Origin of the sequence: Glutamicibacter arilaitensis Re117 (assembly GCF_000197735.1) — a bacterium.
In the GTDB taxonomy this organism is placed as follows: domain Bacteria; phylum Actinomycetota; class Actinomycetes; order Actinomycetales; family Micrococcaceae; genus Glutamicibacter; species Glutamicibacter arilaitensis.
In genome coordinates, this window is the sequence record NC_014550.1 from 1,981,172 (window position 1) to 2,006,779 (window position 25,608).

24 protein-coding genes and 1 pseudogene are annotated in these 25,608 nt (G+C 59.8%); 8 read left to right on the forward strand and 17 right to left on the reverse strand.

Annotation, left to right across the window (positions count from 1 at the left end; genetic code table 11):
• Positions 1-137 precede the first annotated feature (137 nt).
• From secF to pdxT, 8 genes are all read right to left on the reverse strand, one after another.
• Complete coding sequence (gene secF / locus AARI_RS09505) at positions 138-1,106, reverse strand: protein translocase subunit SecF (RefSeq protein WP_013349087.1); 969 nt, start codon at positions 1,104-1,106, stop codon at positions 138-140.
• Positions 1,099-2,841: a protein translocase subunit SecD gene (gene secD / locus AARI_RS09510; RefSeq protein ID WP_013349088.1), complete on the reverse strand. Its 1,743-nt coding sequence runs from the start codon at positions 2,839-2,841 to the stop codon at positions 1,099-1,101. Before secD ends, secF begins: the two co-directional genes overlap by 8 nt.
• 60 nt (positions 2,842-2,901) lie before the next feature.
• Positions 2,902-3,312 carry a preprotein translocase subunit YajC gene (gene yajC / locus AARI_RS09515; protein ID WP_013349089.1) on the reverse strand — a complete coding sequence of 137 codons (411 nt, stop codon included), beginning with the start codon at positions 3,310-3,312 and terminating at the stop codon, positions 2,902-2,904.
• Positions 3,313-3,499: 187 nt separating this feature from the next.
• Positions 3,500-4,549: a Holliday junction branch migration DNA helicase RuvB gene (gene ruvB / locus AARI_RS09520; RefSeq protein WP_013349090.1), complete on the reverse strand. Its 1,050-nt coding sequence runs from the start codon at positions 4,547-4,549 to the stop codon at positions 3,500-3,502.
• A gap of 27 nt (positions 4,550-4,576) precedes the next feature.
• The gene (gene ruvA / locus AARI_RS09525; protein ID WP_013349091.1) at positions 4,577-5,194 is read right to left on the reverse strand and encodes a Holliday junction branch migration protein RuvA; all 618 of its coding nucleotides are present in this window, start codon (positions 5,192-5,194) and stop codon (positions 4,577-4,579) included.
• 107 nt (positions 5,195-5,301) lie between these two features.
• Positions 5,302-5,901, reverse strand: coding sequence for a crossover junction endodeoxyribonuclease RuvC (gene ruvC, locus AARI_RS09530; RefSeq protein WP_013349092.1), 600 nt, complete (start codon positions 5,899-5,901; stop codon positions 5,302-5,304).
• A gap of 3 nt (positions 5,902-5,904) precedes the next feature.
• Positions 5,905-6,663: a YebC/PmpR family DNA-binding transcriptional regulator gene (locus AARI_RS09535; protein WP_013349093.1), complete on the reverse strand. Its 759-nt coding sequence runs from the start codon at positions 6,661-6,663 to the stop codon at positions 5,905-5,907.
• 3 nt (positions 6,664-6,666) lie between these two features.
• Positions 6,667-7,278 (reverse strand): pyridoxal 5'-phosphate synthase glutaminase subunit PdxT, encoded by a 612-nt coding sequence (gene pdxT, locus AARI_RS09540; RefSeq protein ID WP_013349094.1) that lies wholly within the window; start codon positions 7,276-7,278, stop codon positions 6,667-6,669.
• 157 nt (positions 7,279-7,435) lie between these two features.
• On the opposite strand from pdxT, the gene AARI_RS09545 reads away from it, so the two are divergent.
• From AARI_RS09545 to AARI_RS09550, 3 genes and pseudogenes are all read left to right on the forward strand, one after another.
• Positions 7,436-8,269, forward strand: coding sequence for an aldo/keto reductase (locus AARI_RS09545; RefSeq protein WP_013349095.1), 834 nt, complete (start codon positions 7,436-7,438; stop codon positions 8,267-8,269).
• Between the two features lie 45 nt (positions 8,270-8,314).
• Positions 8,315-8,440 (forward strand): hypothetical protein, encoded by a 126-nt coding sequence (locus tag AARI_RS20285; RefSeq protein ID WP_013349096.1) that lies wholly within the window; start codon positions 8,315-8,317, stop codon positions 8,438-8,440.
• Between the two features lie 12 nt (positions 8,441-8,452).
• Positions 8,453-8,950: pseudogene (locus AARI_RS09550) on the forward strand (DUF6226 family protein); the annotation flags it as partial.
• A gap of 1 nt (position 8,951) precedes the next feature.
• Here AARI_RS09550 and AARI_RS09555 read toward each other — a convergent pair.
• The gene (locus AARI_RS09555) at positions 8,952-10,154 is read right to left on the reverse strand and encodes a CapA family protein (protein ID WP_013349098.1); all 1,203 of its coding nucleotides are present in this window, start codon (positions 10,152-10,154) and stop codon (positions 8,952-8,954) included.
• Positions 10,155-10,230: 76 nt separating this feature from the next.
• Here AARI_RS09555 and AARI_RS09560 point away from each other — a divergent pair, with 76 nt between their 5' ends.
• Entirely contained in the window at positions 10,231-12,243 is a 2,013-nt protein-coding gene (locus tag AARI_RS09560; protein ID WP_013349099.1) for a M3 family metallopeptidase, read from the forward strand.
• On the forward strand, positions 12,243-13,010 hold the full coding sequence (locus tag AARI_RS09565) for a GNAT family N-acetyltransferase (protein ID WP_013349100.1): 768 nt from the start codon (positions 12,243-12,245) through the stop codon (positions 13,008-13,010). Before AARI_RS09560 ends, AARI_RS09565 begins: the two co-directional genes overlap by 1 nt.
• 74 nt (positions 13,011-13,084) lie before the next feature.
• On the opposite strand, the gene AARI_RS09570 is transcribed toward AARI_RS09565, so the two are convergent.
• The 6 genes from AARI_RS09570 to AARI_RS20290 all read right to left on the reverse strand — a co-directional run bounded on the left by AARI_RS09570 (position 13,085) and on the right by AARI_RS20290 (position 19,653).
• Entirely contained in the window at positions 13,085-13,645 is a 561-nt protein-coding gene (locus AARI_RS09570; protein WP_013349101.1) for a dihydrofolate reductase family protein, read from the reverse strand.
• A 461-nt stretch (positions 13,646-14,106) separates the two neighbouring features.
• Entirely contained in the window at positions 14,107-14,700 is a 594-nt protein-coding gene (locus AARI_RS09575; protein ID WP_319022627.1) for an MmyB family transcriptional regulator, read from the reverse strand.
• A 622-nt stretch (positions 14,701-15,322) separates the two neighbouring features.
• Positions 15,323-16,225, reverse strand: a complete 903-nt coding sequence (pdxS, locus tag AARI_RS09580) for a pyridoxal 5'-phosphate synthase lyase subunit PdxS (protein WP_013349103.1) — start codon at positions 16,223-16,225, stop codon at positions 15,323-15,325.
• 579 nt (positions 16,226-16,804) lie between these two features.
• Positions 16,805-17,371 carry an HIT family protein gene (locus tag AARI_RS09585; protein ID WP_013349104.1) on the reverse strand — a complete coding sequence of 189 codons (567 nt, stop codon included), beginning with the start codon at positions 17,369-17,371 and terminating at the stop codon, positions 16,805-16,807.
• Between the two features lie 23 nt (positions 17,372-17,394).
• Positions 17,395-19,410 carry a threonine--tRNA ligase gene (thrS, locus tag AARI_RS09590; RefSeq protein ID WP_013349105.1) on the reverse strand — a complete coding sequence of 672 codons (2,016 nt, stop codon included), beginning with the start codon at positions 19,408-19,410 and terminating at the stop codon, positions 17,395-17,397.
• 108 nt (positions 19,411-19,518) lie between these two features.
• Positions 19,519-19,653, reverse strand: coding sequence for a hypothetical protein (locus AARI_RS20290; RefSeq protein WP_013349106.1), 135 nt, complete (start codon positions 19,651-19,653; stop codon positions 19,519-19,521).
• Between the two features lie 295 nt (positions 19,654-19,948).
• Between AARI_RS20290 and AARI_RS18630 the strand changes: the two genes are divergently transcribed.
• The 3 genes from AARI_RS18630 to AARI_RS09600 all read left to right on the forward strand — a co-directional run bounded on the left by AARI_RS18630 (position 19,949) and on the right by AARI_RS09600 (position 21,476).
• Positions 19,949-20,536, forward strand: coding sequence for a hypothetical protein (locus AARI_RS18630; RefSeq protein ID WP_013349107.1), 588 nt, complete (start codon positions 19,949-19,951; stop codon positions 20,534-20,536).
• Positions 20,537-20,662: a LuxR C-terminal-related transcriptional regulator gene (locus AARI_RS20425; protein WP_081461138.1), complete on the forward strand. Its 126-nt coding sequence runs from the start codon at positions 20,537-20,539 to the stop codon at positions 20,660-20,662.
• 373 nt (positions 20,663-21,035) lie between these two features.
• Complete coding sequence (locus tag AARI_RS09600) at positions 21,036-21,476, forward strand: VOC family protein (protein WP_013349109.1); 441 nt, start codon at positions 21,036-21,038, stop codon at positions 21,474-21,476.
• On the opposite strand, the gene AARI_RS09605 is transcribed toward AARI_RS09600, so the two are convergent.
• Both AARI_RS09605 and AARI_RS09610 read right to left on the reverse strand, forming a co-directional pair.
• On the reverse strand, positions 21,477-24,932 hold the full coding sequence (locus AARI_RS09605; RefSeq protein ID WP_013349110.1) for a DNA polymerase III subunit alpha: 3,456 nt from the start codon (positions 24,930-24,932) through the stop codon (positions 21,477-21,479). It lies immediately after the preceding gene.
• Positions 24,933-24,969: 37 nt separating this feature from the next.
• Positions 24,970-25,284 carry a DUF6504 family protein gene (locus AARI_RS09610; RefSeq protein WP_013349111.1) on the reverse strand — a complete coding sequence of 105 codons (315 nt, stop codon included), beginning with the start codon at positions 25,282-25,284 and terminating at the stop codon, positions 24,970-24,972.
• Positions 25,285-25,608 lie beyond the last annotated feature (324 nt).

Here is a 25,608-nt window from a genome sequence, read left to right on the forward strand (position 1 = left end):
CACTTGAAAACACCTTCTTTAGTTCAATCGTTATAGCACGTTAGCGCGGTGACAACTAATTACGCATCTTCACGCTTAAAGAATTTTGGTGCCCCCAGCAAGAGCTAGGGGCACCAAAATCGGATCTTCAGATCAGGCTAGGCAACTGCCATTTTCTGGTTGTGCGCTACCACGTCTTCGTCCTTGTGGCGTAGCCAGTGAAACATTGGCGCTTGGACGAACAGAGTCGACAGGGCCGAGACGATAATACCGACGAACAGTGCCAAGGACAGATCCTTGAGCGTACCGGCACCTAGCAGGTAGGAACCGATGAACAGGATCGCAGCCACTGGAAGCACTGCAACAACCGAGGTGTTGATCGAGCGGACCAGGGTCTGGTTCACTGCCAGGTTCACCAGCTGCTCGAAAGTGCGTTTGGTCTGCTGCGTGTAGTCCTTCGTGTTTTCGCGGACCTTATCGAAGACCACCACGGTGTCATACAGCGAGTAGCTCAGAATCGTCAGGAAGCCGATGATCGCACTTGGAGTGATTTCGAAACCGGTCAGCGAGTAGATGCCTGCTGTCACGACCACCACGGCGATCAAGCCGACGATGGCCGCCAGCGACATCTTCCAGGTTCGGAAGTAGGCTGCCATCAGCAGGCCAACCAGAACCACGAACACTACCAGGCCAACCAGGGCCTGGCGCGAAACATCTGCGCCCCAAGTTGGACCGATGAAGTTACTGGTAACTTCATCGCTGGTGACCCCATAGTTCTTCGCGAGCTGGTCCGCGATGGCCAGGGTCTGATCATCGCTCAAACGCTCGGTCTGCACGCGCATGGCGCCCGGTGCAATGTTGGTTACGGTAGCTTCGGAGCCTGAAGCTACCGACGTGACAGTTTTTTCACCGATGGAAATATCAGTGTTCTGCACGTCGGACACGGTGAATTCGGAACCGCCGCGGAAGTCGATGCCAAGGTTGAATCCGCCCTTGACCACTGGCACCAGGATGGACAGGATCACCAGGATGCCGGCAATCAGGAACCATAGACGGTGCTTACTGGTGAACGGGTAGGAACGCTTGCCGGTGTAGAGCTCATTGCCCCAAGTCACTAGCTTATTCATTGTTCTCCTCCTGGGCCTTGGCCTGCGTGCTGCCAGGCTTGTCCGCGACAGCGGAGTGTCCGGCCTGTGCACGGCGGCGCTCGGCAATCGTCATGCGCTTGGCGGCTTCAACAGACGCCTTGGCATTCTTCTTGCCCCGGTTGGCCACAACGTTTTCATCGAAACGGCGAACCTTGCCTGCCCCTTGGTACAGCGGCTTGACGCCAAGCAGCGATGGATCCATGCCCGAAAGCGGGTGGCCATTGGCGAAGAACTTGGTGCGTGCCAGCAGAACCAAGGTTGGGTGGGTCAGACCGTAAACGACCACGAGGTCGATGATTGCGGTCAGGCCCAGGGTGAAGGCGAAGCCTCGCACGTTGCCCACAGCCACGATATAAAGGACTACAGCGGCCAAGACGTTTACGGCCTTGGAAGCCAAGATGGTGCGCTTAGCGCGCTTCCAGCCAACGTCCACGGCGCTTGCCAACGGACGTCCTTCGCGCAGCTCATCACGAACACGCTCGAAGTAGACGATGAACGAGTCGGCGATCAGGCCAATGGCCACGATCAGGCCTGCCACGCCTGCTAGCGATAGGCGATAGTTCATGCCCCAGCCCAGCAAGACCAGGCAGAGGTAGGTCAGCACGCCGGAGACCAGCAGCGAAGCGATGGTCACCAGGCCCAACGCCCGGTACTGGAACAGCGAGTAGATGAACACCAGCACCAGGCCGATGACGCCGGCGATCAAGCCTGCGGTCAGCTGGTCAGCACCAAGGGTTGCCGAAACCTGGCGCTCGGACTGGATATCGAAGCTGATCGGCAAGGCACCGTATTTGAGCTGTTCAGCAAGAGCCTGCGAGGATTCCTGAGTGAAGCCACCGGAAATCTGCGGGCGGCCATCGGAGATCACCGCATTGGTGGTTGGCGCCGAAATGGTTTCGCCATCAAGCACGATGGCGAACTGGTTCTGCGAACCCTGCAGAGCAATCAGGCGCTGAGTGGTATCGGCGAAGATCTTCGTGCCTTCAGCATCGAATTCGATGACGACAACCCATTCACCGGTAACCGAACCATTGACGCCGCGCGCGAGCTGCGCATACGCGTCCTTGATCTTATCGCCGGAGATTTCCTGAGGGCCGAGGATGTACTTGACACCCATGTCCGTATCGCAGGAGATCATTGGCTTGGCTGGGTCTGCAGCGTCGCCGCCGCGGTCCTTGAGCTCGGTTTCGCAGTCGTAGCCTTCAAATTCCTGGAAGAGCTCTGGGGTGATCCAGTTGGTATCTGAAGGGTTCTCTGGCTTGCCCTCAGGCTTTGGCAGGTCCTTCTCCGGAGTGCGATCTTCCTTAGGCGTGGCTGCGTAGCCACCGGTGATCAGCACCGGGCGGAACTCCATGTTGGCCGAAGCCTGGATCAAATCGCGAGTGGTCTGGTCCGGTGTGCCCGGCATGGAGACCACAACGTTGCGACCGGACTGGGTGGTGATTTCCGGTTCGGATACACCGGAACCATCCACACGCTGGCGGATGATCTCAACCGCTTGGTCCAGTTGTTCTTGGTTGATTGCTTCGTCGCCCTGGACCCGAGGGGCCAGGATCATCTCGGTGCCGCCTTCGAGGTCGAGGGCGAGCTTCGGTCCCCATCCGGTTTTACCGTTCGCTGCACCAGCTACCAATACGCCGGTTGCGATGATGAAGACGATCAGCAACCATAGCAACGCTTTGCGCGCCTGCTTAACAGGTCTGATTGATGACATCTAATGTGCTTTCTCGTTTGAGTGGCTTGGCCTGCAGGCCACCGCTAGGCTGCCCGGAGCTTAGGCGTTGCGCTCGTCCTTGCCCTCGTCGTTCAAGCGACGCAGGGACTCTTCCGGGGTTTCGGTGGTGCTGGTGGACTCTGCAACTTCACCTGAGGCAGCTGGGGTTGCTGCGTCCTTGTCCAGGAAGGTGGCGATGGCCTGGCGGTGCAGGTTCAGCACAACGCCGGGTGCTACCTCAACCTGTACGCGATCCTCAGCGTCAACGCCGACAACGGTGCCGTAGATGCCCGAGTTGGTCATCACCTTGGCGCCTGGCACGGTGTTGTTCTTCAGCTTCTCCTGCTGTGCAGCCTGCTTCTTGCGGCCACGGAACATCATGAAGATCAAGACTGCGAACAGTGCGACCATCAGGATCAAGGATGGGTTGAAGCCGCCACCTGCGGCCTGAGCGATTACGAGGGGATTCACGTAGTTACCTGCTAACGATTTGTTGCGATTTGATCTGAAATTCTGGGATGCCATTACGCCATAAATGGACGCGCAACAGCAAAGACGCCCTTCCCCACCCGAAAACGGGCATAGGTCAGGCGTCTTTAGTCTAGTGCGTCACGGTGTACCAGCAGACCATTTACGCGAGCAGTGAAGTTATGCTTGCCTAATCCTCATCATTTTCATAGGTTTGCGCACTGGCGAAGATGGCATCTTTGGGCATGGCCAACCCCAGATGCTCCCAGGCTCCTGGCATGGCGATGCGGCCGCGTGGGGTCCGGCCCATCAGTCCTTCGCGCACCAGATATGGCTCGGCCACAGTCTCCACGGTTTCGGTTTCTTCGCCTACGGCGATGGCCAGGGTAGATAGACCCACCGGTCCCCCGCCGAACTTGGTGCACAAGGCTTCAAGCACGCCACGATCCAGGCGATCCAGCCCGCGGGCGTCTACCTCATACATGTCCAAGGCGGCAGCGGCTGCCTTGGCATCGATTTCTTCAAGCTTGTGCACCAAGGCCCAGTCGCGCACACGGCGCAACAGGCGGTTGGCGATACGCGGGGTACCGCGGGAGCGTCCGGCAATTTCGGTGAATGCGGCCGAGGTGACCGATAAGTCGAGCATCATCGCAGAACGGCGCAGCACCAGTTCCAATTCCTTGACTGCGTAGAACTCCAAATGGCCGGTGAAGCCGAAGCGGTCTCGCAGGGGGCCGGGCAGAAGGCCGGCGCGAGTGGTTGCCCCGACCAAGGTGAAAGGTGGAAGTTCCAACGGGATGGCTGTGGCGCCAGCTCCCTTGCCCACGATGATGTCCACGCGGAAATCTTCCATGGCCATATAGAGCATTTCTTCTGCCGGCCGGGACATGCGGTGGATCTCGTCGAGGAAGAGCACTTCGCCCTCGCTCAAGGAGGAGAGAATCGCAGCTAGATCACCAGCATGCTGGATAGCTGGGCCGGAGGAAATACGCAACGGGGCATTCATCTCCGCAGCGATGATCATCGACAAAGTCGTCTTGCCCAAGCCGGGAGGGCCCGAGAGCAAAACGTGGTCGGCGGTGCGTTCACGGATTTTCGCTGCTTCTAGCACCAGTGAGAGCTGCTGGCGAACGCGCGACTGGCCCACGAAGTCGTCGAGGTTGCGCGGGCGCAGGGCCGCTTCAATGACGCGTTCCTCGGGTTCGCTGCCAGCGCTGGTGAGCCCGGTGGAATCATTCATGATCAGATTGTTCCTCTCGCAGACCGCTTAGGCGCGGGTTCCGCTAGACATGCTGCGCAATGCGGCACGCAGGATTTCGGCGACATTGCCAGCGGCAATGACATCCGGGTCAGCCTTGGATAGGGACTTCAAGGTTGCGGTGGCGTCCTTTTCGCTCCAGCCCAGGCCGGTGAGCGCTTCGATCACCTGTGGCTCCCAAACGCTCACGTTGCCACCGCCGGAGCTTGAAGGAACAGGGGCGCCGGTTGGCACCAGCTTGCCGTTCAATTCCAGCACAATACGGCTTGCGCCCTTGGGACCAATGCCAGAAACCTTGGTGAAGGCAGCGGTGTCCTTGGTGTTGGCCGCGATGCGGACCTCTTCTGGAGAGTGCACCGCCAAGATGGCCAGACCGGTACGTGGACCAATGCCTGAAACGGAGATCAGCACCTCGAAGACATCGCGTTCCTCAGCGGTAGCGAAGCCGAAAAGGGTCATCGAGTCTTCGCGCACCACCATGGAGGTGAAAACCGTGGCTTCCCGACCTGCATGCAACGCAGATAGCGTCCCCGGGGTGGCGTTGACCAGCATTCCGAAGCCGTTGACGTCAATTACCGCGGTGTTCAAAGCAACCGCTTGCACGGTGCCGGTCAATGAGCTGATCATGCCACTCCTTGGGATATATGTTCGATCAAACCCAGTTTATCGAAGATACCTACGAATATCGATCCATCTGGCCCGCCGGTGCGTCGAGACCGCTGTCCCGAAGGTCGTTAGCGTCGAACCGCGCGCCGTTTCGCCGAAGCTTCAGCGGCAATCCACGCCTGCTGCGCCGCAGTGAGCTGCGAAGAGCCTCCCGCAGCAGCAGCCGAGGCTGACGCGTGGGAACCGCTCGCGGCTCCACGCCAACCATGGGTGATGGCCAGCGCTACAGCATCAGCGGCATCCGCTGGCTTGGGCGGTTCATCAAGCCGGCAGATCTTCGCGACCATCTTGCCAATGGCCACCTTAGTAGCCTGCCCAGAGCCGGTAACCGCCGCTTTGACTTCGGTCGGCGTGTGCATTGCCACGGGGATCCCGCGACGGGCAGCGGCGGTGATTACGACGCCGGTAACCTGCGCGGTGCCGATCACCGTGGAGACGTTCGCCGAGGCAAACACGCGTTCCAAGGCCAGCACATCTGGCTTATGCAGGTCCAGCCACGCATCGATCGCGTCCGCGATCTTCAATAGCCGGGCATCGAGCGGAGTGCCCGGCGGGGTGCCGGCGACGGTGACGTCCACCAGCGAAACTTGCCTGTTTGCAGCGACGTCGACCACGGCAAGACCACAGCGGGTCAAGCCGGGGTCGACGCCCACAACACGTAAGGCCAAGCCTTACTGCTCTTCGTCCAGCGCGGCGCGAACCTCATCGGACAGATCAGCGTTGGTGTAGATGCCCTGGACGTCGTCCAGTTCTTCCAATGCGTCGTAGAGCTTCAGGAACTTGCGGGCACCGTCTACGTCCAGATCGACCTTCATGGATGGAATGAATTCCATTTCGTCGGATTCGTAGGCGATTTCAGCTTCGTCCAGAGCAGCCGCGACAGCACGCAGATCCGAAGGATCGCAAACGATGGCGAAGTTCTCGTCCTCGTCCATGATCTCGTCGGCACCGGCATCCAGTACGACCATCAGCAGGTCGTCTTCGGTCAGCTCGCCCTTAGGCAGGCGGACAACGCCCTGGCGGTTGAACAGGTAGGCAACCGAACCCGGGTCGGCGATGGTGCCGCCATTGCGGGTGATGCCCACGCGGACCTCGGATGCCGCACGGTTCTTGTTGTCGGTCAGGCATTCGATCAACAGAGCCGAGCCCTGTGGGCCACGTGCTTCGTAGATGATCTCGGTGTAGTCGACGACCTCACCGGTCAGGCCGGCACCGCGCTTGACTGCACGGTCGATGTTGTTGATCGGCACGGAGTTCTTCTTGGCCTTGCTGACAGCAAGTTCCAGTGCTGGGTTGCCGGCCATGTCGGCACCGCCGGCACGGGCAGCAACTTCAATGCCCTTAATGAATTTAGCGAAGGCCTTGGCGCGCTTGGCGTCGATCGCAGCCTTCTTGTGCTTGGTAGTTGCCCATTTGGAGTGGCCTGACATGCTTTAAGCGTCTCCTCGCGTGAGATTGATGAAATATTGATGGATAGCAGTGCTGCCGGTGACTTCCGGGTGAAAGCTGGTTGCCAACAAATTTCCCTGGCGTACTGCAACAATTCTACCCTGTTCGCGTTCCGACCTCGCTTGGACGGTGCTGATCACCTGGACCCCTGGACCGATTTGCACGGCTTCTGGTGCGCGGATGAACACGGCTTCGAGGTTCTGGCCGTTGAAGTCCAAGCGGTACTCGAATGAATCGACCTGGCGTCCGAAGGCGTTGCGCTTCACCGTCATGTCGATACCGCCGAAGCTCTGCTGAACGGCGCCATCGCGTGAGATTGCGGGGTTTTCGATGCGATCTGCCAGCATGATCATCCCGGCGCAGGAACCATAGGCAGGCATTCCGCCGGCGATGCGTTCCTTGATGGGCTCCGCTAACCCGTAATTGCGCGAAAGCCTGTCGATCACCGACGATTCGCCCCCGGGAATCACCAGCGCGTCGACCTGCGCCAGTTCCTGGATCGTGCGCACCATCTGCGCTGGTTCGCCGAGCCGCTCCAAGGAGGCCAGATGTTCGCGGAAATCCCCTTGTAGAGCGAGGACGCCTATGTTCGGCATGGTTCTAACCTTCATGGTGTTCGGTGGTTGGCTGCACGGAAAGGCGCCGAAATAACGTTAAACCCACGGAGCCCATGCGCCGGTTTTGTGTCCCGGTGTGTCGCGGATTCTTCGAAGCCTCCTGCCCGCCGGCGATCATTCTTGGTAGGTTCAGGACATGATCTCCGATATTTCTTCTCTCGAACTTGCCGGTGGCGTGAGCATGCCTTCGATCGGATTGGGGACCTGGCCCATGCGCGGACAGGAAGCGGCTGATGCAGTGCTCTCTGCACTGGAAATCGGCTACCGCCGTATCGATACAGCCGAGAACTATCGCAATGAAGATGCCGTAGGCCAGGCGTTGGCCAGCAGTGGACTGGATCGGGATGAATATTTCGTCACCACCAAGTTCAATAAGCAGTGGCATTCGGCAAAAGGCGTGCGCCAGGCGTTGGAGAACTCCTTGGCACGCTTGGGCCTGGAGCATTTGGACTTGTTCTTGATCCACTGGCCCAACCCCGAGCAGGGCACCTACGTTGAAGCCTTCACGGAGCTGGGCAAGCTTGTGGAAGAGGGCAAGATCCGAGCCGCCGGCGTTTCGAATTTCAAGCCCTACCAGCTGCAAAACGTCTTGGATGCCGGTCTCGTGCCAGCGCTAAACCAGATCCAGATTGACCCCGAGCGGCAGTGCATCCAATGGCAGGGATTCAACACCGAGCATGGTGTGCGCACCGAAGCGTACTCCCCCTTGGGCCGGAAGCAATCGGACTTCCTTTCACATCCAACCCTTGCCCGTATCGCCCAGGCGCATGGAAAGAGCAGCGCCCAGATCACCCTGCGCTGGCATGTCCAATCCGGCCGAGCGGCAGCACCCAAATCAGCCGACCCGCAACGGCAGGCCGAGAACTTGGATGTTTTTAATTTCCAGCTGACCCACGAGGAAATGGCAGCCATCAATGCCATGGATACTGGTGCTGGCCCGTTCACTGATTCTGACGAGTTCGGACACTAGGCCTCATCTAATGCCGGCATACTCAATGGCAAGGAGAACCAGGTCATGCTTCATGGCTACCAGCGTCCGGAAATCGAATGGGCAGATTACTTTGACGAGCACGGCACGCTGATCCCCTACGGACAGCGCTGGGATGGGCTACCTCAGGCGGAGAGTTATTCGGTTACCTAGCACCCGCAACGCTTTGCCCCGGTGAAGCTGGTTGCCCAGGCGTTGCTGGATTGGATGCAAGGGAATTTTGAGGTGCGCTGCTTTGAAGATCCCGAGCTTGCCAGGCAACTGCACGTTGATCCAGGCGAGGTGGTGAGCTCTGTTCGGATCATTCCGGCAGATTCACGTTGTGCTCCTGCAGGCATAGTCATCACCACTTTTCCCGGGGTTCTTTTGGAGCTCGGGGCGCTGTACCAAGCGGTATTTCCCAATTGCGGTTGCGACGGATGCGACGATGATGTCCCCGAAATCCTTGATGAACTAGAGACCCTGGTGGGGTCCGCCGTCTGCGGCGCTTTTGTCGAGATCCTGCAGAACGGCACGGGCCGACTTGTGCAACGTTTCGATTCTGCGGAGACGGGATTTGCCGAGCAGGCTAGCGCCCTCGACGATATTTCACCGGCACGGCTAGCCAGAGCGCATGCAATCCTACCGCCAAGCGGCGTGTGGGCACCCTGGTCCTTGCGCTAGATCAGTCCAGCGTCCATTCTTGGAGGCCCTCAGCGAATGCCCCGTAGGCATCCACGGTGGCCATGGTGCGTTTCAATGAGGCTTTCGCTTCGGCTTCCGGAATGCATCCAGCAGGATCGACGACTTGGCACCACGCCACAGGCTCCTTCGACAGCTGGTGCGGAACCCAACTCAATTCGCTGACGTCCCATTCACCGGGTTCTTCCTGGGTGAACGTTGCCTTTACGCTGATGCCTTCGCGATTGAGAATGGTCGGTGTGGCATGTTTTGCCACCGAGTTTCCCAGTCCGTAGACGATCCAGGTACCCTTGTGCTTCTCAATGGGCAGGACCGAGTGGGTGTGGTGCATGTAAATGAAATCGAAGACACCGGATTCGGCCAGCTCCCGGCCAAGCCTTTTTTGGGATGCCGTCGGTTCAGTGGAGTATTCAGCCCCATCGTGCACCGCGGCCACGACAATCTCCGCTCCCGCCTTGCGTGTGGCCTTGCCCCGGGCGATGAGTTCCTTCGCATCCACCCCGGTATCTACTTGCCAGTCCGCTGCCTCCGGCAAGCCATTGAGTGAATAGGTGCTGGTCACTACCCCGAGCTTCACGCCTTCTACGTCCAGGATCGAGGGCTTCTTGGACTCTTTTTCGGTGCGGTAGGATCCGGTGGCGAAAAGCTCGTTCGCTTCCAGCGCGTCAAGGGTTCGCTCGACTCCAGTGGTCCCGGCATCGACGGTGTGATTGGTGGCGGTGGTGCAACCGTCATAGCCAATGGCTTCGAGCTCACCCAGGATCGCTTCTGGAACCGTAAATCGCGGGTAACCCGAATAAGGCGGCTCTCCAATTGGTGTTTCCAGGTTGCAAAGCGCCGTATCGGCGTCCTGCACGTAGGGAGCAAGCCCTGCAAGCAACGGACCGAAATCGTAGTCTTCTCCGTTGCCGGATTCCGTGCCAGCGGCTTGCTTCGCCTCATCGAGCAGCTGCGGATGCAGCAGCACATCGCCGGTAACCATCAGTGAGAATTCCGCAGGTACCTCAGGAGTTGCCGGAGCACTCGATGCCGGTTGTGGTGAGGCAGGGGTGATTGCTTCGGCCGAAGGTGCGGGAGCCGATGGCTGCGCGTTGTCGCTGGGAACTGCGGCGCAACCGCCAATTAGCAATGCAACTAGCAGAGTTGAGCCAAGCGGAAGAAATGCGGGCAGTGGACGTTGGGGCATGCATCGAGCCTAGCTCAGCTTGGTATCCGGGGTGTAAATGCAAGCTAAATCACGTTTTCCATGAAAACCTAGCCCTATGCAAAACCCGCTTCTGACTCCCAGCACTAGGCCTTACCAATGGCCAGCTTTCGACCAGCTAACCGCTGAGCATTATTTGGAGGCGGTCCAGCTTGGCGCCTCCGAACAGCTTGACGAGCTGCAGCGCATCATTGATGATGCCCAGACACCCACTTTTGAGAACACCTTCCTTGCGCTGGAATCCAGCGGCCAGACCCTGCGCCGCGCTCTCATGACCTATTTTTCCGTGATTTCAGCTCACGGAACCGATGAGCTCCGCGTGGTCCAGTCTGAGATTTCTTCGATTTGGAGCAAGCAAGAAGACGCAATTTACCTAAATCAATCCTTGTATTCACGTTTACAAGCCTTAGATCTCTCCGGGTTGGAGGGCGAAGATGCCCGCCTCGCAGACCAGACCTTGAAGAATTTCCAATTGGCCGGTGCAGGTCTGGCAGACACCGACAAGGAGAAGCTCAAGAAACTAAATGCCAAGCTTGCTGAACTCTCCACCCAGTTCGCCAACCTCGTCCTGGAAAACCAGAATGCGCATGCGGTGCATTTTGAGGATGCACAAGAGCTGGCAGGGCTTTCCAGCCAAGCAATTGATTCAGCTGCTCAGGCGGCCAAACAGGCAGGCCACGCTTCGGGGTACCTGCTGACCTTGGTCTCACCCAGCCAGCAACCAGTTCTTGAGTCGCTGGATTCCAGCGAGTCACGCCGCAAGGTGTTCAACGCATCGCTGAGCCGCGGCACCGAAAATAATCCAACCATTCATGTGGCCGCAGAAATGGCACAACTGCGTGCCGAGCGTGCCGCGCTGCTCGGTTTTGCCAATCATGCAGAAACCGTACTCGCGCAGGCAACAGCTCCGTCCACCGTTGCAGTAGCAGAGCGCTTGGCCGAGCTCACCAAAGCTGCCACCGCCAATGCGCGCAAGGAAGCTGCAGTGCTCAGCAGGGTCGCTGGCGCTGAGATCAACGCATGGGATTGGAAATACTTCTCCAACAAGGTGCTGCGCGTCGAGTACTCCGTGGATTCCGAAGCTCTGCGCGATTACTTCGAGCTGGATCGGGTGCTGATTGATGGCGTCTTCGCCACGGCAACCAAGCTCTTCGGCATCACGTTCACCGAGCGTTTCGATCTGCCTACCTACCACGATGACGTTCGTGTTTTCGAAGTCTTCGATGCCGATGGAACACCACTGGCCATCTATACCGGCGATTTCCTGACGCGTGATACGAAGAAGGGCGGGGCGTGGATGACCAGCCTGCGCGATGCCTCTTCCTTCCTCGATGAACGTCCGATCGTCACCAACACCTTGAACATCACCCCGCCTGCGCCGGGCAATCCCGTCCTGCTCTCCTTGGACGAGGCCAATACCCTCTTCCACGAGTTCGGCCATGCGCTGCACGGCATGTTCTCCAATGGCAAGTACGCGTCGCTTTCCGGCACCTCGGTCCCCCGCGACTTCGTGGAATTCCCTTCCCAGGTCAATGAGATGTGGATGCTTCACGAGGATGTCGTCTCCGGTTACGCCGTCCATCACCACAGCGGTGAAACGCTGGACGCTTCGCTAATCGAAAAGATCCGCGCGGCTTCGCTTTGGGGCCAGGGGTTTGCAACGACCGAGTACCTGGCCGCCAGTGTCCTTGACTGGGAATGGCACACGATCAGCGCTGGCACCGTTATCGATGACCCGCTGCAGTTCGAACAGGATGCCTTGAAGCGTGCCGGTTTCGACACCGCCATGATTCCACCTCGCTACCGCACCGGTTATTTCCAGCACATTTTCGCCAATGGATACTCCGCTGGCTACTACTCCTACATCTGGAGTGAGGTGCTCGATGCCGACACTGTGCAGTGGTTCGAGGAAAATGGGGGCTTAATGCGCGAAAATGGTAATCGGTTCCGTGAGGAACTGCTTTCGCGCGGTAATACGCGCGATCCCCTAGAGTCCTACGAATTATTCCGCGGCCGCACCGCATGGGTAGAACCGCTGCTGCGCCGTCGAGGATTGGTGAACGCAGAATAATGACGACTATTGCCTCCGCACAGGAAGCACTGAGCCACTGGCATCAGGCATTGGCAGTTGCCACCGGCGGCAAGATCTTTACCACCCACGGTTGCTCGTGGGTTTGGCAGCCGGTGCGCAAGCGCTTGATCTTGCTCTTCCCTGAGCAACCTGAACAAGCAGGACTGCGCCCTGCGCTGGCCGAAGGGCAGCGTCTGGGCGCACGTCGGGTGGAAGCATGGGTCAATTCCGGGGCTCACTCCCATGAGTTGAAGGCCGCTGGCTTCTCCGATAATGCACAGGTGTCTTGGCATGCCGGTCCGCTGGCTATCCCGATGGATCGCTGGGCCGGCAAGATTCGCCTAGGCACCAATGTGCCTGAAGCATCAGGGGCTGATGCTGCCGAGTTGAACGTGACCAACCTGTGGCGCGAAACCAGTTCCCAGCTCTCCAGCGGCCACCCCGCCCTGCGACGTGTCGAACATGCTGTGGCGCGCACTGAAGAGGGCGAGATTGTCGGCCGTGGCTTTGCCCAGCAGGGCTTGAATGGCCAGCTGATGATTCATTCGCTCGCGATCGGAAAGGGCCACCGCCGTCAAGGTGCTGGCACCGCATTGCTTCATGGACTCTCCCGCTCCATGATCAATCCGCTTTCGCCACCGGATGAAGAAGTTCCCCAGGAGCTCTTGGCGGCGGCGACTCCATCAAGCGCTGACTTCTTCAGCGCCAACGGACTGAAGCTCTTGGGCCGCGGACGCCACATGGTCCTGCGCTCATGGGATCAGTAGACAACATTTAATAGTGAGTTGAATCTGCCGGCCACAGGTATTCCTGTGGCCGGCAGATTCGATTGAAAAAAGGTTCACCATGAGTCGTGCACTCGGTAGACGAGGCGGGCAAAGGGTCCGGCCTTGTGCGCCTGGACCAGTTCGAGGCGTTCGCTGCCAATATTCCGAGGCAGCAATTCAGTTCCTCTAGCTAAAGCCACGGGGGCGATGGTCAATGCCAAAATGTCGATGGCACCGGCATCAAGGAATTGTCCCAGAAGCTCTCCACCACCAAGCACCCAGATATTCTTGAGTCCCGCGGTGCCACGAATTTCCGGCAAGAATTTTGCAACTGGCCCGTTGACCAGGCGCACATCTGCGCCGTCGGGAATGGGCAGATCCCTTGAAGTAAAGACATAGGTCGTGACTCCTGGATAATATTCCTGCCACTTGTGCGGATTTTCCATGAGCTGTTCATTGTCGATCAACCACTTATAGGTGTTTGCGCCTTCGACGTGAACGCCAACATTCTTGGGCAATAAGTCCGGGTCGGGTTCCTGTGCTCCCGGCACGTCAAAAAGCCATTGCAACCCATGGTTCTCGTCGGCCAAATAGCCGTTGAGCGACACCGCGGCATCGAAGATAATTTCGCTCATGTCACACAGTCTGCCACACGAAAATTCTCCTGTGCTCCGGGAGCAATAATGCGGCTGTCGCACCACCCGGGACCCCGAGCAACTGGATGCCGGGGCTCCGCTGCTCGGCACCGACGCCAACGGAAGAAACGTCCTCGCGTAACAGCAAGAACAAGGGCCCCAAAATGACATCATAATTGGAACTGCAGCCTCAAAATCGGCCACACCAGATTTAGATAATCTGAAATTTCCAAAGGCCAGCGACCAAGATGTTCAGTGTCTGCTTCTTTCCAATTTCAAGTAGGCACTGTAGGCCCTGCAACCGGCGTTTCTGGGCGATGGCGTTCCTGCAGGACTTCTCATTCCGGTTCTCTGGCATGCCCGTCGTTGCAAAGCGACTTGGCCCGAACCAAATACGACTAAGCGGCTCTGCCTTGACCCCTCGACAGTGTCCCGGCCTGCTTGCTGCGGTAGGTGCGTTGCTAGGATTCCCGTGCCAGAGATCCCAGAGCGGGTTTCGCGAATTCAGTGGCGGCCCACGAGGCAAGCAAGCTCAACGCCTCTTCGGATTTTGAACCTGGCTCGGCGGAGTAGATGGTCAAGGTCAGGCCAGGCTCCGCTGCCATCTCCAAGCCCTCGTAGGCCAAGGTGAGTTCACCAACGACCGAATGGTGGAAGGTTTTGGATCCAGTGCCGTGATGGCGAACGTTGTGTGCTCCATAACGTTGTCGGAATTCCTTGGAGCGGGTGCTGAGCTCCCCGATAAGGTCGTGCAGTTCCTTGTTGTGCGGGTCACGCGAAGCTTCAGTGCGCAGGATCGCGACGGTCACTTCGGCGAAGAGATCCCAATCCGGATAGAAGTCGTGTGCCCTGTCGTCTAGGAACGTATAGCGGGCGATGTTCGGTGGCTGCCCGGGCATCAGGTAGACATCCTTGTAGAATGCGCGCGCCAGGGAGTTGACGGCAAGGATGTCCATGCGGCCATAGTGCACGAATGCCGGGCCAGCGGTGATCGCGTCCAACGTCCATTGCAGGGACTGGTGCGGGATCCAAGTCTTCGGATTAGCCGGGGTCAAGATTAGCCCGGCAATGCTTCCTGCCCTGCCCAGGGGATCTGCACCTCGTGGATTCCATCCAGCGAAAGCATCCCGGCTGCCCCGAGCGCGTCCTGCGTGACGTTTTGGATGTGGTCACCAGGCGTTCGAAGGAGATACCAAGGTGCCTCGATCACACAGTGAACACCACGGTCCGGCAGGTGGCGAGCCAGTGGCCGGGTTCAGCGCGCAGGCGGCTGTGGTTTAGACACGGACTTCCGAACCAATATGGGTGCCCTGCTGCCTGCCAGGGCCTGCGGTCGACCCGAGCCTTGGCGCACGCTCATTGCGTTTGAGGTAGTCTGGCCGGGCTGTGGAACCCTGCCCACCAGCCTCGCCAGTAGCCGGTACGTATTAGTTCGGCCGCCAGGCTCCAGGACCGATCTGAGGGACCAGCAGCGCATTGCACCTCCCCCTGATCATTGCGTCTGCAATAAGTCGATATACGCTGCTTTTGAAAACACTTGACCGAGAAGGCCAGATCACGGTCCCTCGTTGCAGCTCGTACCGGAGGGAGATCTGGAAGACCAAATGCACCAAGGCCGAAGACGCGGACTGTTACATCCACTTCTTCGGCCTCGGCACGGGCTACTCAGGGCAGTTTCTACCAGCCGCGCTCCGAGAGGCGGTGAGGTACCGGCACGTCGGCAACATTGATGCCGACCATTGCTTCGCCCAGGCCACGGGAGATCTTGGCCAGTTCATCTGGGTTGTCGAAGAAGGTGGTGGCCTTCACGATGGCTTCAGCGCGCTGAACCGGGTTGCCGGACTTGAAGATACCCGAACCAACGAACACGCCGTCGGCACCGAGCTGCATCATCATGGCTGCATCGGCAGGGGTCGCAATGCCGCCCGCGGTGAACAGGACAACTGGCAGCTTGCCGGTGTGGGCAATTTCCTTGACCAGCTCGTATGGTGCCTGCAGTTCCTTGGCGGCCACGTATAGCTCGTCTTCTGGCAGTGCCGAGAGCTTGGCGATCTCTGCGCGGATCTTGCGCATGTGACCGGTTGCGTTCGATACATCGCCGGTGCCGGCTTCGCCCTTGGAGCGGATCATCGCCGCGCCCTCGTTGATGCGGCGCAGCGCTTCGCCGAGGTTAGTGGCGCCGCAAACGAATGGGACGGTGAATGGCCACTTGTCGATGTGGTTCTCATAGTCCGCTGGCGAGAGCACCTCGGACTCGTCGATGTAGTCAACGCCGAGGGACTGCAGGATCTGCGCTTCGACGAAGTGGCCGATGCGGGCCTTGGCCATCACTGGGATCGAAACTTCGGCGATGATGCCATCGATCATGTCCGGGTCGCTCATGCGCGAAACGCCGCCCTGGGCGCGGATGTCGGCTGGGACGCGTTCGAGCGCCATGACGGCTACGGCGCCGGCATCTTCAGCGATGCGCGCTTGCTCCGGGGTGACCACGTCCATGATGACGCCGCCCTTGAGCATTTCGGCCATACCGCGCTTGACGCGTTCCGAGCCGATGACGGAGTTCTGGTTGTTCGTAGACATGGAGGAATGGTTCCTTTCGACACTGCGTTGATTCGCTGCATGCCCGGAAATTCAGGGGATTTAGCGAGGTGGTACGCCAGTAATCGTAGGATCGGTTTCGATTATTACCTCGCGTGTTGCGTCATATTGTTACACCAGTCGACAAGTCACCCTAACAGGGGTTAGTGCGTAACATAGTCATTCAAAATGAATCCTCTAGTCAACACCCAGTTTTTCGCTTAGTCGAGGGTTTTTTTCCAGTTCCTTTCAGGAGCAGGAATTTCTTGCGTCGTCAACTCGCCGTAATCAACTTTCACCCGCTCGGCTAGAGTGCAACGCATCATTTGCTCGCGCAACCCTAAGCCGGATTCCCGGCATGCAGCACCGCCCACCGTGGCAGGCATCTGCGCCACATGCCCGAAAGCACTGCTGCTGACCGGGATCCGGGAATGGACCGCAGACCTTCAAGTAGTGGGACAGTTCCTTCAAGTAGGAGATCTCTCGACCCGAAGGCTTCCGGCAGTCCCGTTCAAGCCCGCTTAAACGACGCTGGGCGGTGGAACATTTCCATGTTCCACCGCCCAGTCAGCTGTTTCCAGCCTAGCTTGGGTTTTCGCTATCCCATGCCTCAGCAATCGCTTCGCGTACCTCGGAGAGAGTCTGCGGAATTGCCTTGGTCTGGGCGATGATCGGGAAGAAATTCCCGTCGCCATTCCACCGCGGCACGATATGCTGGTGCAGGTGCGCGGCAATGCCCGCTCCCCCGGCTTCACCCTGGTTCATGCCCAGGTTGAACCCCGCAGGATTCGAGACCTTGCGCAGCACGCGCATGGACTGCTGCGCCAACGCCGCCATCTCGGCCGTTTCCTCCACCGTGATATCGGTGTAGTTGGGCACATGGCGGTACGGGCAGACCAACAGGTGGCCAGGATTGTACGGGAAGAGGTTCAGGATCACGTAGCAGGTTTTGCCACGATGGACGATCAGCGCCTCTTCATCAGTACGCCCGGGACCGGCACAGAATGGGCAGCTGGCCTCATCCTTGACCTGATCCTGCCCACCCTTGATATAAGCCATCCGGTAGGGAGTCCATAGGCGCTGGAACGAATCCGGCACCCCGGCGAGCTCGAAGTCGTCGGTAACGGACCGGTCTGCTTCTTCCTGCATGCTTGATGGACTCCCTATCCGTACTAGTTGTTGTTGTCGCGGCTCTTGATGGCTTCAACGATGCGGGCTACAGCATCGTCGACTGGCACCTGGTTTTCCTGGCTGCCATCGCGGAAGCGGAAGGACACGGCATTCGCATCGGCATCTTCGCCACCGGCGATGAGCACGAAAGGAATCTTGTCCTTGGATGCGTTGCGGATCTTCTTCGGGAAGCGATCCGAGGAATCATCCAGTTCCACGCGCACGCCGGCGGCCTTGAGCTTGGCGACCACCTCGCCGAGGTAGTCGTTGAAGGCTTCAGCCACAGGGATTGCACGAACCTGCACCGGCGAGAGCCATGCTGGGAAGGCACCTGCATAGTGCTCGGTGAGCACACCCAAGAAGCGTTCGATGGAACCGAACTTCGCAGCGTGGATCATCACCGGTTCCTGGCGGGTGCCGTCGGCTGCCTGGTACTCCAAGCCGAAGCGCGCTGGCTGGTTGAAGTCGTATTGCACGGTGCCCATCTGCCAGGTACGGCCGATGGCATCCTTGGCCTGGACCGAGATCTTCGGGCCGTAGAATGCAGCTCCACCTGGGTCGGCAACCAGTTCGACACCGGATTCGGTGGCGACGCGCTCGAGCACGGCGGTAGCTTCGTTCCACTGCTCATCCGAGCCGATGAACTTATCCGATTCCGGATCGCGGGTGGACAGCTCCAGGTAGAAGTCATCCATGCCGAAGTCGCGCAGCAGCGAAAGCATGAAGTTCAGCAGGTGCTCAACCTCGGCAGGAGCCTGTTCCTTGGTGACGTAGGAGTGGCTGTCATCCTGCGAGAAGCCGCGAACGCGGGTCAGTCCGTGGACTACGCCGGACTTCTCGTAGCGGTAGACGTGCCCGAATTCGAACAGGCGCAACGGCAGTTCGCGGTAGGAGCGTCCGCGGCCGCGGAAGATCAGGTTGTGCATCGGGCAGTTCATGGCCTTAAGCCGGTATTCCTGGCCCTGCTTGGTGATGTTGCCGTCTTCGTCGCGCTCTTCATCGATGTGCAGCGCTGGGAACATGGTGTCCGCGTAGTACGGCAGGTGGCCCGAAGTGTGGAACAGCCCATCCTTGGAGATGTGCGGGGTGCCTACGTACTGGAAGCCTTCTTCTACGTGGCGATCACGTACGTAGTCTTCCATCTCGCGCTTGATGATGCCGCCCTTGGGGTGGAACACCGGCAGGCCCGAGCCCAGTTCATCCGGGAAGGAGAACAGGTCCAGTTCGGCACCGAGCTTGCGGTGGTCGCGGCGCTCAGCCTCGGCCAAGCGCTCCTGGTAGGCCTTCAGGTCGTCCTTGGTTGGCCATGCGGTGCCGTAGATGCGCTGCAGCTGCTTATTCTTCTCGCTGCCCAGCCAATAGGCGGCGGCCGAACGGGTCAGCGCGTACGCATTCTTGATCAGCTTGGTATTAGGCAGGTGCGGGCCGCGGCACAGGTCCTTCCAGACCGTCTCGCCGGACTTGCGATCCACGTTGTCGTAGATGGTGGTTTCGCCGGCAGCGACCTCAACGGTGACGCCTTCGCCTGAAGTGTCCGCGGAGTCGGCCTTGGCCAGCAATTCGCACTTGTATGGCTCGTTGGCCATTTCCGCCTTGGCTTCCTCCGGGGAAACTTCGCGGCGGACAAAGAGCTGGTTCTGGTTGATGATCTTCTGCATCATCTTTTCCAGCTGCTTGAGGTCTTCTGGGGTGAACGGGTCCTCGACATCGAAGTCGAAGTAGAAACCGTCGGTGATGTATGGGCCGATTCCTAGCTTGGAATCCGGGCGCAGCTGCTGTACAGCCTGGGCCATCACGTGCGCGGTCGAGTGACGCAGCACCTCCAATCCTTCTGGATCGGTGATGGTTACGCGGGTGACAGTGGTTCCGGCTTCCAGTTCGCGGGCCAGGTCGCGCAATACGCCATCGACGTGCATAACAACCACGTCTTTATCATTGGCAAAATGCTGCAGACCGGTCGTTCCCGCGTCCACCTGTACCTGCTCGCCGTCAATGGTGAGAGTCAGCTGCTCGCTCATGAGATCGGGTTCTACCTTTCAATCTGTGATGGCTTCATAGCTTGTGGCATACCTTGGCCACAGCCAGCCAGAATCTAGTTTAGTTCAGGACCCCGCTCTGGCGCGCCCTCACATCGGGTTTTGCGGTGATTGATCCGCCTCGTGTGACTGGTTCAACAGCGATTCCGCGTTGATCAGCGTCATCACGTGCCAGACTTCGCGCTCTTCGGCCGAACCGAGCATCCCTGCCCGCAATGCGAGCACCCGCGGTTCCCGCCCACCGGTACGTCCGCGGCAGCATCACAGCCAATTCCCATCACCGTACGGCCATGAACCGCACACCACGCAGCATCAACTGCCACCCACCGAGCAGTGGAACTACCTCTAGCCGCGAGCTGAGAATGCGCGCAAGGCTTCAGCGGGGACCGCCGCCTGCGAGTACCCTATTGCTACTGGGCGGCGCCGCTTCGATCTTTCCAAGGCTTGGTCCAGGGAAGGGTCATTCATGGCTGGTATCAACGTGTTACGCGCCCTGTGACTGTCAGCCGGCGCAGAGATTTTGCATGAAACCAATCCACTTATCGGCCGGCAGATCCTCAATGATGCACTGCTGCGTTCGTTGCGGGCCTATGCCGGATCCCGCGTGCCCCTGCCTGGCGTCGGCGGTTCAGGAACGATTGGCCTGTTTGGAGAATACCCGGCGATCGATCCAGAACAGCTGAAAATGGCCGCCGAGCAGGCACTAACCGATCACCCGCTGATTGCCTATCACAACACCATCGCCGACCCCGCGGTGATGACCTTGGAACGGGTAGGCGAACTTGGGTGGCGGATCTCGGAGGAAGCAGCAGATATCATCGAGCGGCTTGGCATGCGCACCAATCAGATCTCTCTTCCGATCACCGTGCCCGGAAACGGCGCAACCACCTATGCGCTGGTAAGCGAGGATCCCTATACCGAACGGGATATCAACACCGCGATGCAGATCCTCCCGATGATTTCCGGGTTGGATACGCATCTGGCCCTGCTCGAACTGCTCAGGCCGGCAGGCCCCCTGGACGGCTCTGCCCAGGCACTGACCACCCGCGAACAGGTTGTGCTCAAGCTGCTGGGCGAAGGAAACACCGCGAACTCCATCGCTGCGTAGTTGCGGATTTCCCCGCGCACCATCCACAAGCACCAAGAGAACCTGTACCGGAAGCTGGGCGCGGCAGATCGTCTCTCGGCTGTCCTGCGCGCCCAGCAATGCGGATTGCTCGCCACACCCCCATGATCTGTCCGTGGCGCGCGACCCCAGGGCTTTGCCTCCTGCGAGTCAGAAACAGCAACCCCGTCGCCGACTGCATCGGCGAAGACCGGTCTGCACAGGGTCTGAGGACCATCGAGATGGTTCTCGACATCGCTAGCGGCATAGGCGACCCCCGCCAGAATCCAACACGTCCATCTCGGCATTCTCATGAGCGTTCGAGCTGTTCGACGGCAGCAGCAAGGCTTGTCCAGCCGCCGTCATTGATTCTTTCCAATCTTCGACGGCGCATCGCACCGCCATGCTCCAGTCTGCCCCGCACTTACTCTGCCCGCTATACGCAGTGATGCGTAGCGCCGCATCCCTTTCGCAATCCCCGCCATCGGCATAGGCTCGAGGCATGAACAAGTCGACCCCACCGGTCATCAGCGCCATTACCCTCGGCGTGCGCGATGTCGGTGCTTCAACCAAGTTCTACACCGAGGGGCTGGGCTTTGAACTGGTCCAGCCAGCCCATCCGGAAATTGCCTTTGTCCGCGCTGGATACGGCTTGATGCTGGCACTGTGGGATATCAAGCAGATGCCCTCCGAGTACGGCAATGTAGGCCACGGCGAATCGGCGCCTCCAATATCCTTGGGCCACAATGTCCACACCGATGCAGAGGTGGATCACCACTACCGGCGAGCGCTGGATGCGGGAGCAACTTCGGTTTCCGAGCCTACGGTGCAGCCGTGGGGCGGGAAGAGCGCCTGTGTGGCGGATCCCGACGGTTTCCGCTGGGATTTCGTGCACAATCCTTCATTCGTGATTGACGCCGACGGGCATATTTCCTCGGTCTAGCTACGCGCCGCGCTGGTCCAGGCCTTCAGCCTCCATGCGCTTGGCAAGCTGCGCGACAGATTCGAGCTTCCCGGCTTCCTGTCCCAGCTTCGGCCTATAGCTTGGCTGCGGACGGCTTTCCGCTTCGAGGTATCCGGCCGCAGGCAGCGTCTCGGGCTGGTGCAGGTCCCAGGCGTTCAGCGCTTGCAGGGAAATGCCGCGCGGTCCGGTACGCCGGGTTACCCCGTGGATGAGCAGCATGCGGGTGGAGAAGAGCAATGGTCCTGTGCGCTGCTGGGTGTCGTCGAAGAAGGTGGCGTCAATGCAGCCGCTTCCGTCATCCACGGAAATGAACACCACGCGCTTGCCTCCCCGCATCGGCGGGGTCTGCGTGGCTACGCGTACCCCGGCAACGAGCACCTCGGTTCCGTTGCGCAGGTGCAGCAGCTCGGCCGCTTGCGTGATGGTCAGGTGGGCTAGGCGTTGGCGGTATGAGGTGATCAGGTGCTCGCTGGCATCCAGATGCATCAGGTCCAGTTCGTTGCGCACGATATCTGCCGGGTCCAACTGCTTTCCGGTTTCGGCAATATGCTCGATTCGTCCGAGGTCCAAGGCAAGCTGGCCGGGTCCGGGGCGGTATTTGGCCGGCAGGGAGCTGTGCGACATGGATTGGGTGTGGGCGATCGTGTCAGCGCGCGAGGTTCCTGTCAGCAGGGAATCGAACACTCCGAGTGCTGCAAGGTTCTGGTAGGTGCGCCGGGACAGCCCTGCACGGGCGCGGACATCGGCCAGGTGCTCATAGGGTTGTCCGGCAACCAGTCGCTGCACTTCGCGTTCGCTCATCTGGTGGATGTCGCGGAAGGCCAGGCGGATGCCGTAGCGTCCGGGGCGCTGGGATCCAACGGCGCGAGGTACCGCAGGCACGGCAGCCGGAGCATGTTCGAATATGCGTTCGACTCGATAGTGCCCGGTGGAGCGGTTGATATCCAGCGGAAGGATCGGAACGCCCATGCGCCGCGCTTCAGAGACCAGCAGCCGCTTGGGATACATCCCCGGGTCATGTTCCCAGATCCCGGCAAGGAAGGCCTCGGGGTGATGGGCCTTGAGCCAGGCAGAATGGTAGGTGGGTACAGCAAAGGCCGCCCCGTGGGCCTTGCAGAAGCCGAAGGAGCCGAAGCCGGAGAGCACCTCCCATACCTTGTCGATGGTTTCCTGGGCATAGCCGCGCTTGGCCGCTTCGGTGCGCACATAGCGTTCCACTGCGGGTTCCTTCTCGGGGTCCCCCAGCAGACGCCGGTAGACATCAGCCATGCCCAGCCCGCAACCGGTGAGCACATGCAAGATGCGCAGCACCTGCTCGTGGAAGACGGTCACCCCGTGGGTTTCGGCGAGCGCGGGAATCAAATCCGGGTGCAGGTATTGGGCGGGAGCGAATCCGTGGCGGTGCTCCAGGTAGGGCTTGACCATATTCGATTGCATGGGACCTGGGCGGAACAGGGAGATGTCGATGATCAGGTCGTTGAATTCGCGCGGGGCGAGCTTGCCGACCAGTTCGCGCTGCCCTGGGGATTCGATCTGGAAGCAGCCCAGCGTATGGGTGGAGCGGATCAATTCGAAAGTCGGTTCGTCATCCAGCGGCACCCGGGCCAGGTCGATCACCCCGGTGGCGGAAATGTAGCTGTCATCGACATGCCCTCCGGCGCGGGCCGCTGACCGCTTGTCCGGGTGCATCCGGGCGATCTCCTCCAGCGTGTAGGCGATGGCCGATTGCATGCGTACCCCCAGCACATCCAGCTTGATCAGCCCCATGAGGTCCATGTCGTGCTTGTCGAACTGGCTCATCTGCAGCCCAATGCCCGAGGGCTGGACAGGGGTGCGGTCCAGCAGGGACGCATCGGAGAGGATCACCCCGCAAGGGTGCATGGAGATATGCCGGGGCAGCCGGTCCAGGCGTTCGGTGGCGTCAATGAGGATATCGAGCTGGGTGTCGTCGGTAATGCGCTCAGCCAAGGCGGCCAGTTCGGGTTTCTCGCTCAGTGCTTCACGGAAGGAGGAGGCGGAGAAACGCCAGAGCTGCTTAGCGATCTCATCCACCTGTTCTTGCTCCACCCCGAGAGCCGCTCCGGCATCGCGCACTGCTCCGCGGGCACGGTAGGCGTTCTGCATGCTCATCAGGCTTACCCGTTCTTCACCGAAGCTGGAGAAGATCTCGCGGTAGATCTCGTGGCGGCGTGCGGATTCCACGTCAATGTCGATATCCGGCAAGGTGGTACGGGTATCGGAGAGGAAGCGTTCGAACACCAGGTCGTGGGCCAGCGGATTCACTTGGCTGATGCCCAGCAGGTAGTTCACCAGCGAGGAGGCGCCGGAGCCGCGGGCGGCTACGCGGATCCCCATGCCGGTGATCAGCTTGACGGTTTCGGCGACAGTCAGGAAGTAGCCGGCGAAATCCAGCCGGTCGATCACCCCGAGCTCCAGGGCAAGGCGTTTTTCAACCACACTGCGCTTCTCAGCGCCCAATAGCCCAGGCACTGCCCCATGGACACGCTCGGTGAGTTCCTGCATGGCTGGGCGGCGCAGGCCAATGACCTTAGCTTCGGGAATCACCGGTTTCTTCCATCCAAGATCAGCCACCGGGTCTACTGCGGCCCATTCGGCGAGTGCTTCGGTTTCGCGCAAGAGCTGGTGCGCCCAGCTTTTTTCGGTGGCCTGCCCGATTTCCTTGGCCAGCTGGCGCATCTGCTGCGGGGTTTTCAGCCATCCTTGGCCGTTGGGCTGGCAGGAGTCCAGGTTCTTCAGGCTGTGCAGGGCGCGTGCGGAGTCCAGGATGTCTGCGGTGACCGCTCCGTCGGGGTCTACGTAGCGCACGGCATTGGTGAGCACGGCCTTGATCCCCCGCTCGTGGGCGTAGCGCAGCAAGCGGGCTGCTTCACCGAGGCTGTAGCGCGATCCTGGGCTGGAGAGATATGTGGCGATTTCCACGCGCAGCATTTTTCCCAGCCGTTTCTTCCAGCCAGCGAGCAAGGCGCGGGCTTGGGTGTAGCTGCCCTTGAGGATTGCGCGGGCCACGTCTGATTCGCCGCCTAGCAGGAGCACCAGGTTTCCGGCAGCAGCCAAGTGCGCCAGTTGCTCGATCCTCAGCCCCGGAACGCCATGCGCAGTACTGTGCGCGAGGGTGATAGCTCGGCATAGCGCCGCATATCCGGCACCGTTGCAGCGTCCACGGGCCAGCAGGATAATCCGCCCATGGGTGTCGCCGTGGGTATCGAGCACCGCAAGGTTCACTCCGAGAATCGGGTCCAGTCCTTCTGCCATGCACGCCGCCACATGCTTGACCGTTCCATAGAGTCCATCGCGGTCGGTGAGCGCGAGCATCTGCGCGCCCTGCGCCTTGGCCGCCTGGGCCAGCTGCTTCGGGTGCGAGACCCCGTAGTGGGCACTGTAGGAAGAACTGACGTTCAGGTGGGTGAAGCTCATGGAGGTCCTTCGAAGATATGTTCGCCTTCCCGCGTTCTCAGGCGCTGCGGGCCAGGGTTTGGTGCACTCGCACCAGTCGCCACCGTTGGGTTTGCGCATCGAAGCTCACATCAACACTGTGCACCTCTTGGGATCCGCGCACCGCAACCAGCTGCAGGCGCCACATCTCATAGTCGGCAATTCCAGCACCAATGCCGCGCGGGATCCGCAGGTTCTCGTCCCACCATTTGCGGCGTTCGAACCAACGCTGAGGTTCGGCAACCAGACGGTAGTCCCGCCCCCGCCATTTCACGCGCAACGGCATTCCATCCGTTGCGCGAGCAACCTCGATCGACTCGGTGAATATCCCCACGAGCGCACTCCTTACTAGGTGAATCCATTATATTCGAACATGCGTTCGAACGATAGCTACACTAGTCAGTTGCACCGACAGTTAGATGCGCGCTCGATACTCGCAAGGAAACTCCGACCGAGGGAGGGAAGCTGAATCTGACCTGCCGAGGCTCGCAGCTGCGCAAGGCTCAGTGCGTAAACCCGGCGGAACGTTGCACTCCAAGACGTTGGCATGGGCACGCTATGAAGAACGTTGGCTCAAGGCAAACTCCGTGCGGGCGATCAGCTCCGCGGCCGGTGCTACTCTCTTGCTTGCCGGAACCTGATGCCGCATTCGTCACTT

Bases quoted from the DNA above. Each gene is read 5' to 3' on its own strand.
- secF (WP_013349087.1), bottom strand. From the start codon at position 1,106: ATGAATAAGCTAGTGACTTGGGGCAATGAGCTCTACACCGGCAAGCGT.
- secD (WP_013349088.1), bottom strand. From the start codon at position 2,841: ATGTCATCAATCAGACCTGTTAAGCAGGCGCGCAAAGCGTTGCTATGG.
- ruvB (WP_013349090.1), bottom strand. From the start codon at position 4,549: ATGAATGATTCCACCGGGCTCACCAGCGCTGGCAGCGAACCCGAGGAA.
- ruvA (WP_013349091.1), bottom strand. From the start codon at position 5,194: ATGATCAGCTCATTGACCGGCACCGTGCAAGCGGTTGCTTTGAACACC.
- AARI_RS09535 (WP_013349093.1), bottom strand. From the start codon at position 6,663: ATGTCAGGCCACTCCAAATGGGCAACTACCAAGCACAAGAAGGCTGCG.
- pdxT (WP_013349094.1), bottom strand. From the start codon at position 7,278: ATGCCGAACATAGGCGTCCTCGCTCTACAAGGGGATTTCCGCGAACAT.
- AARI_RS09545 (WP_013349095.1), top strand. From the start codon at position 7,436: ATGATCTCCGATATTTCTTCTCTCGAACTTGCCGGTGGCGTGAGCATG.
- AARI_RS20285 (WP_013349096.1), top strand. From the start codon at position 8,315: ATGCTTCATGGCTACCAGCGTCCGGAAATCGAATGGGCAGATTACTTT.
- AARI_RS09555 (WP_013349098.1), bottom strand. From the start codon at position 10,154: ATGCCCCAACGTCCACTGCCCGCATTTCTTCCGCTTGGCTCAACTCTG.
- AARI_RS09560 (WP_013349099.1), top strand. From the start codon at position 10,231: ATGCAAAACCCGCTTCTGACTCCCAGCACTAGGCCTTACCAATGGCCA.
- AARI_RS09565 (WP_013349100.1), top strand. From the start codon at position 12,243: ATGACGACTATTGCCTCCGCACAGGAAGCACTGAGCCACTGGCATCAG.
- AARI_RS09570 (WP_013349101.1), bottom strand. From the start codon at position 13,645: ATGAGCGAAATTATCTTCGATGCCGCGGTGTCGCTCAACGGCTATTTG.
- pdxS (WP_013349103.1), bottom strand. From the start codon at position 16,225: ATGTCTACGAACAACCAGAACTCCGTCATCGGCTCGGAACGCGTCAAG.
- AARI_RS09585 (WP_013349104.1), bottom strand. From the start codon at position 17,371: ATGCAGGAAGAAGCAGACCGGTCCGTTACCGACGACTTCGAGCTCGCC.
- thrS (WP_013349105.1), bottom strand. From the start codon at position 19,410: ATGAGCGAGCAGCTGACTCTCACCATTGACGGCGAGCAGGTACAGGTG.
- AARI_RS09600 (WP_013349109.1), top strand. From the start codon at position 21,036: ATGAACAAGTCGACCCCACCGGTCATCAGCGCCATTACCCTCGGCGTG.
- AARI_RS09605 (WP_013349110.1), bottom strand. From the start codon at position 24,932: ATGAGCTTCACCCACCTGAACGTCAGTTCTTCCTACAGTGCCCACTAC.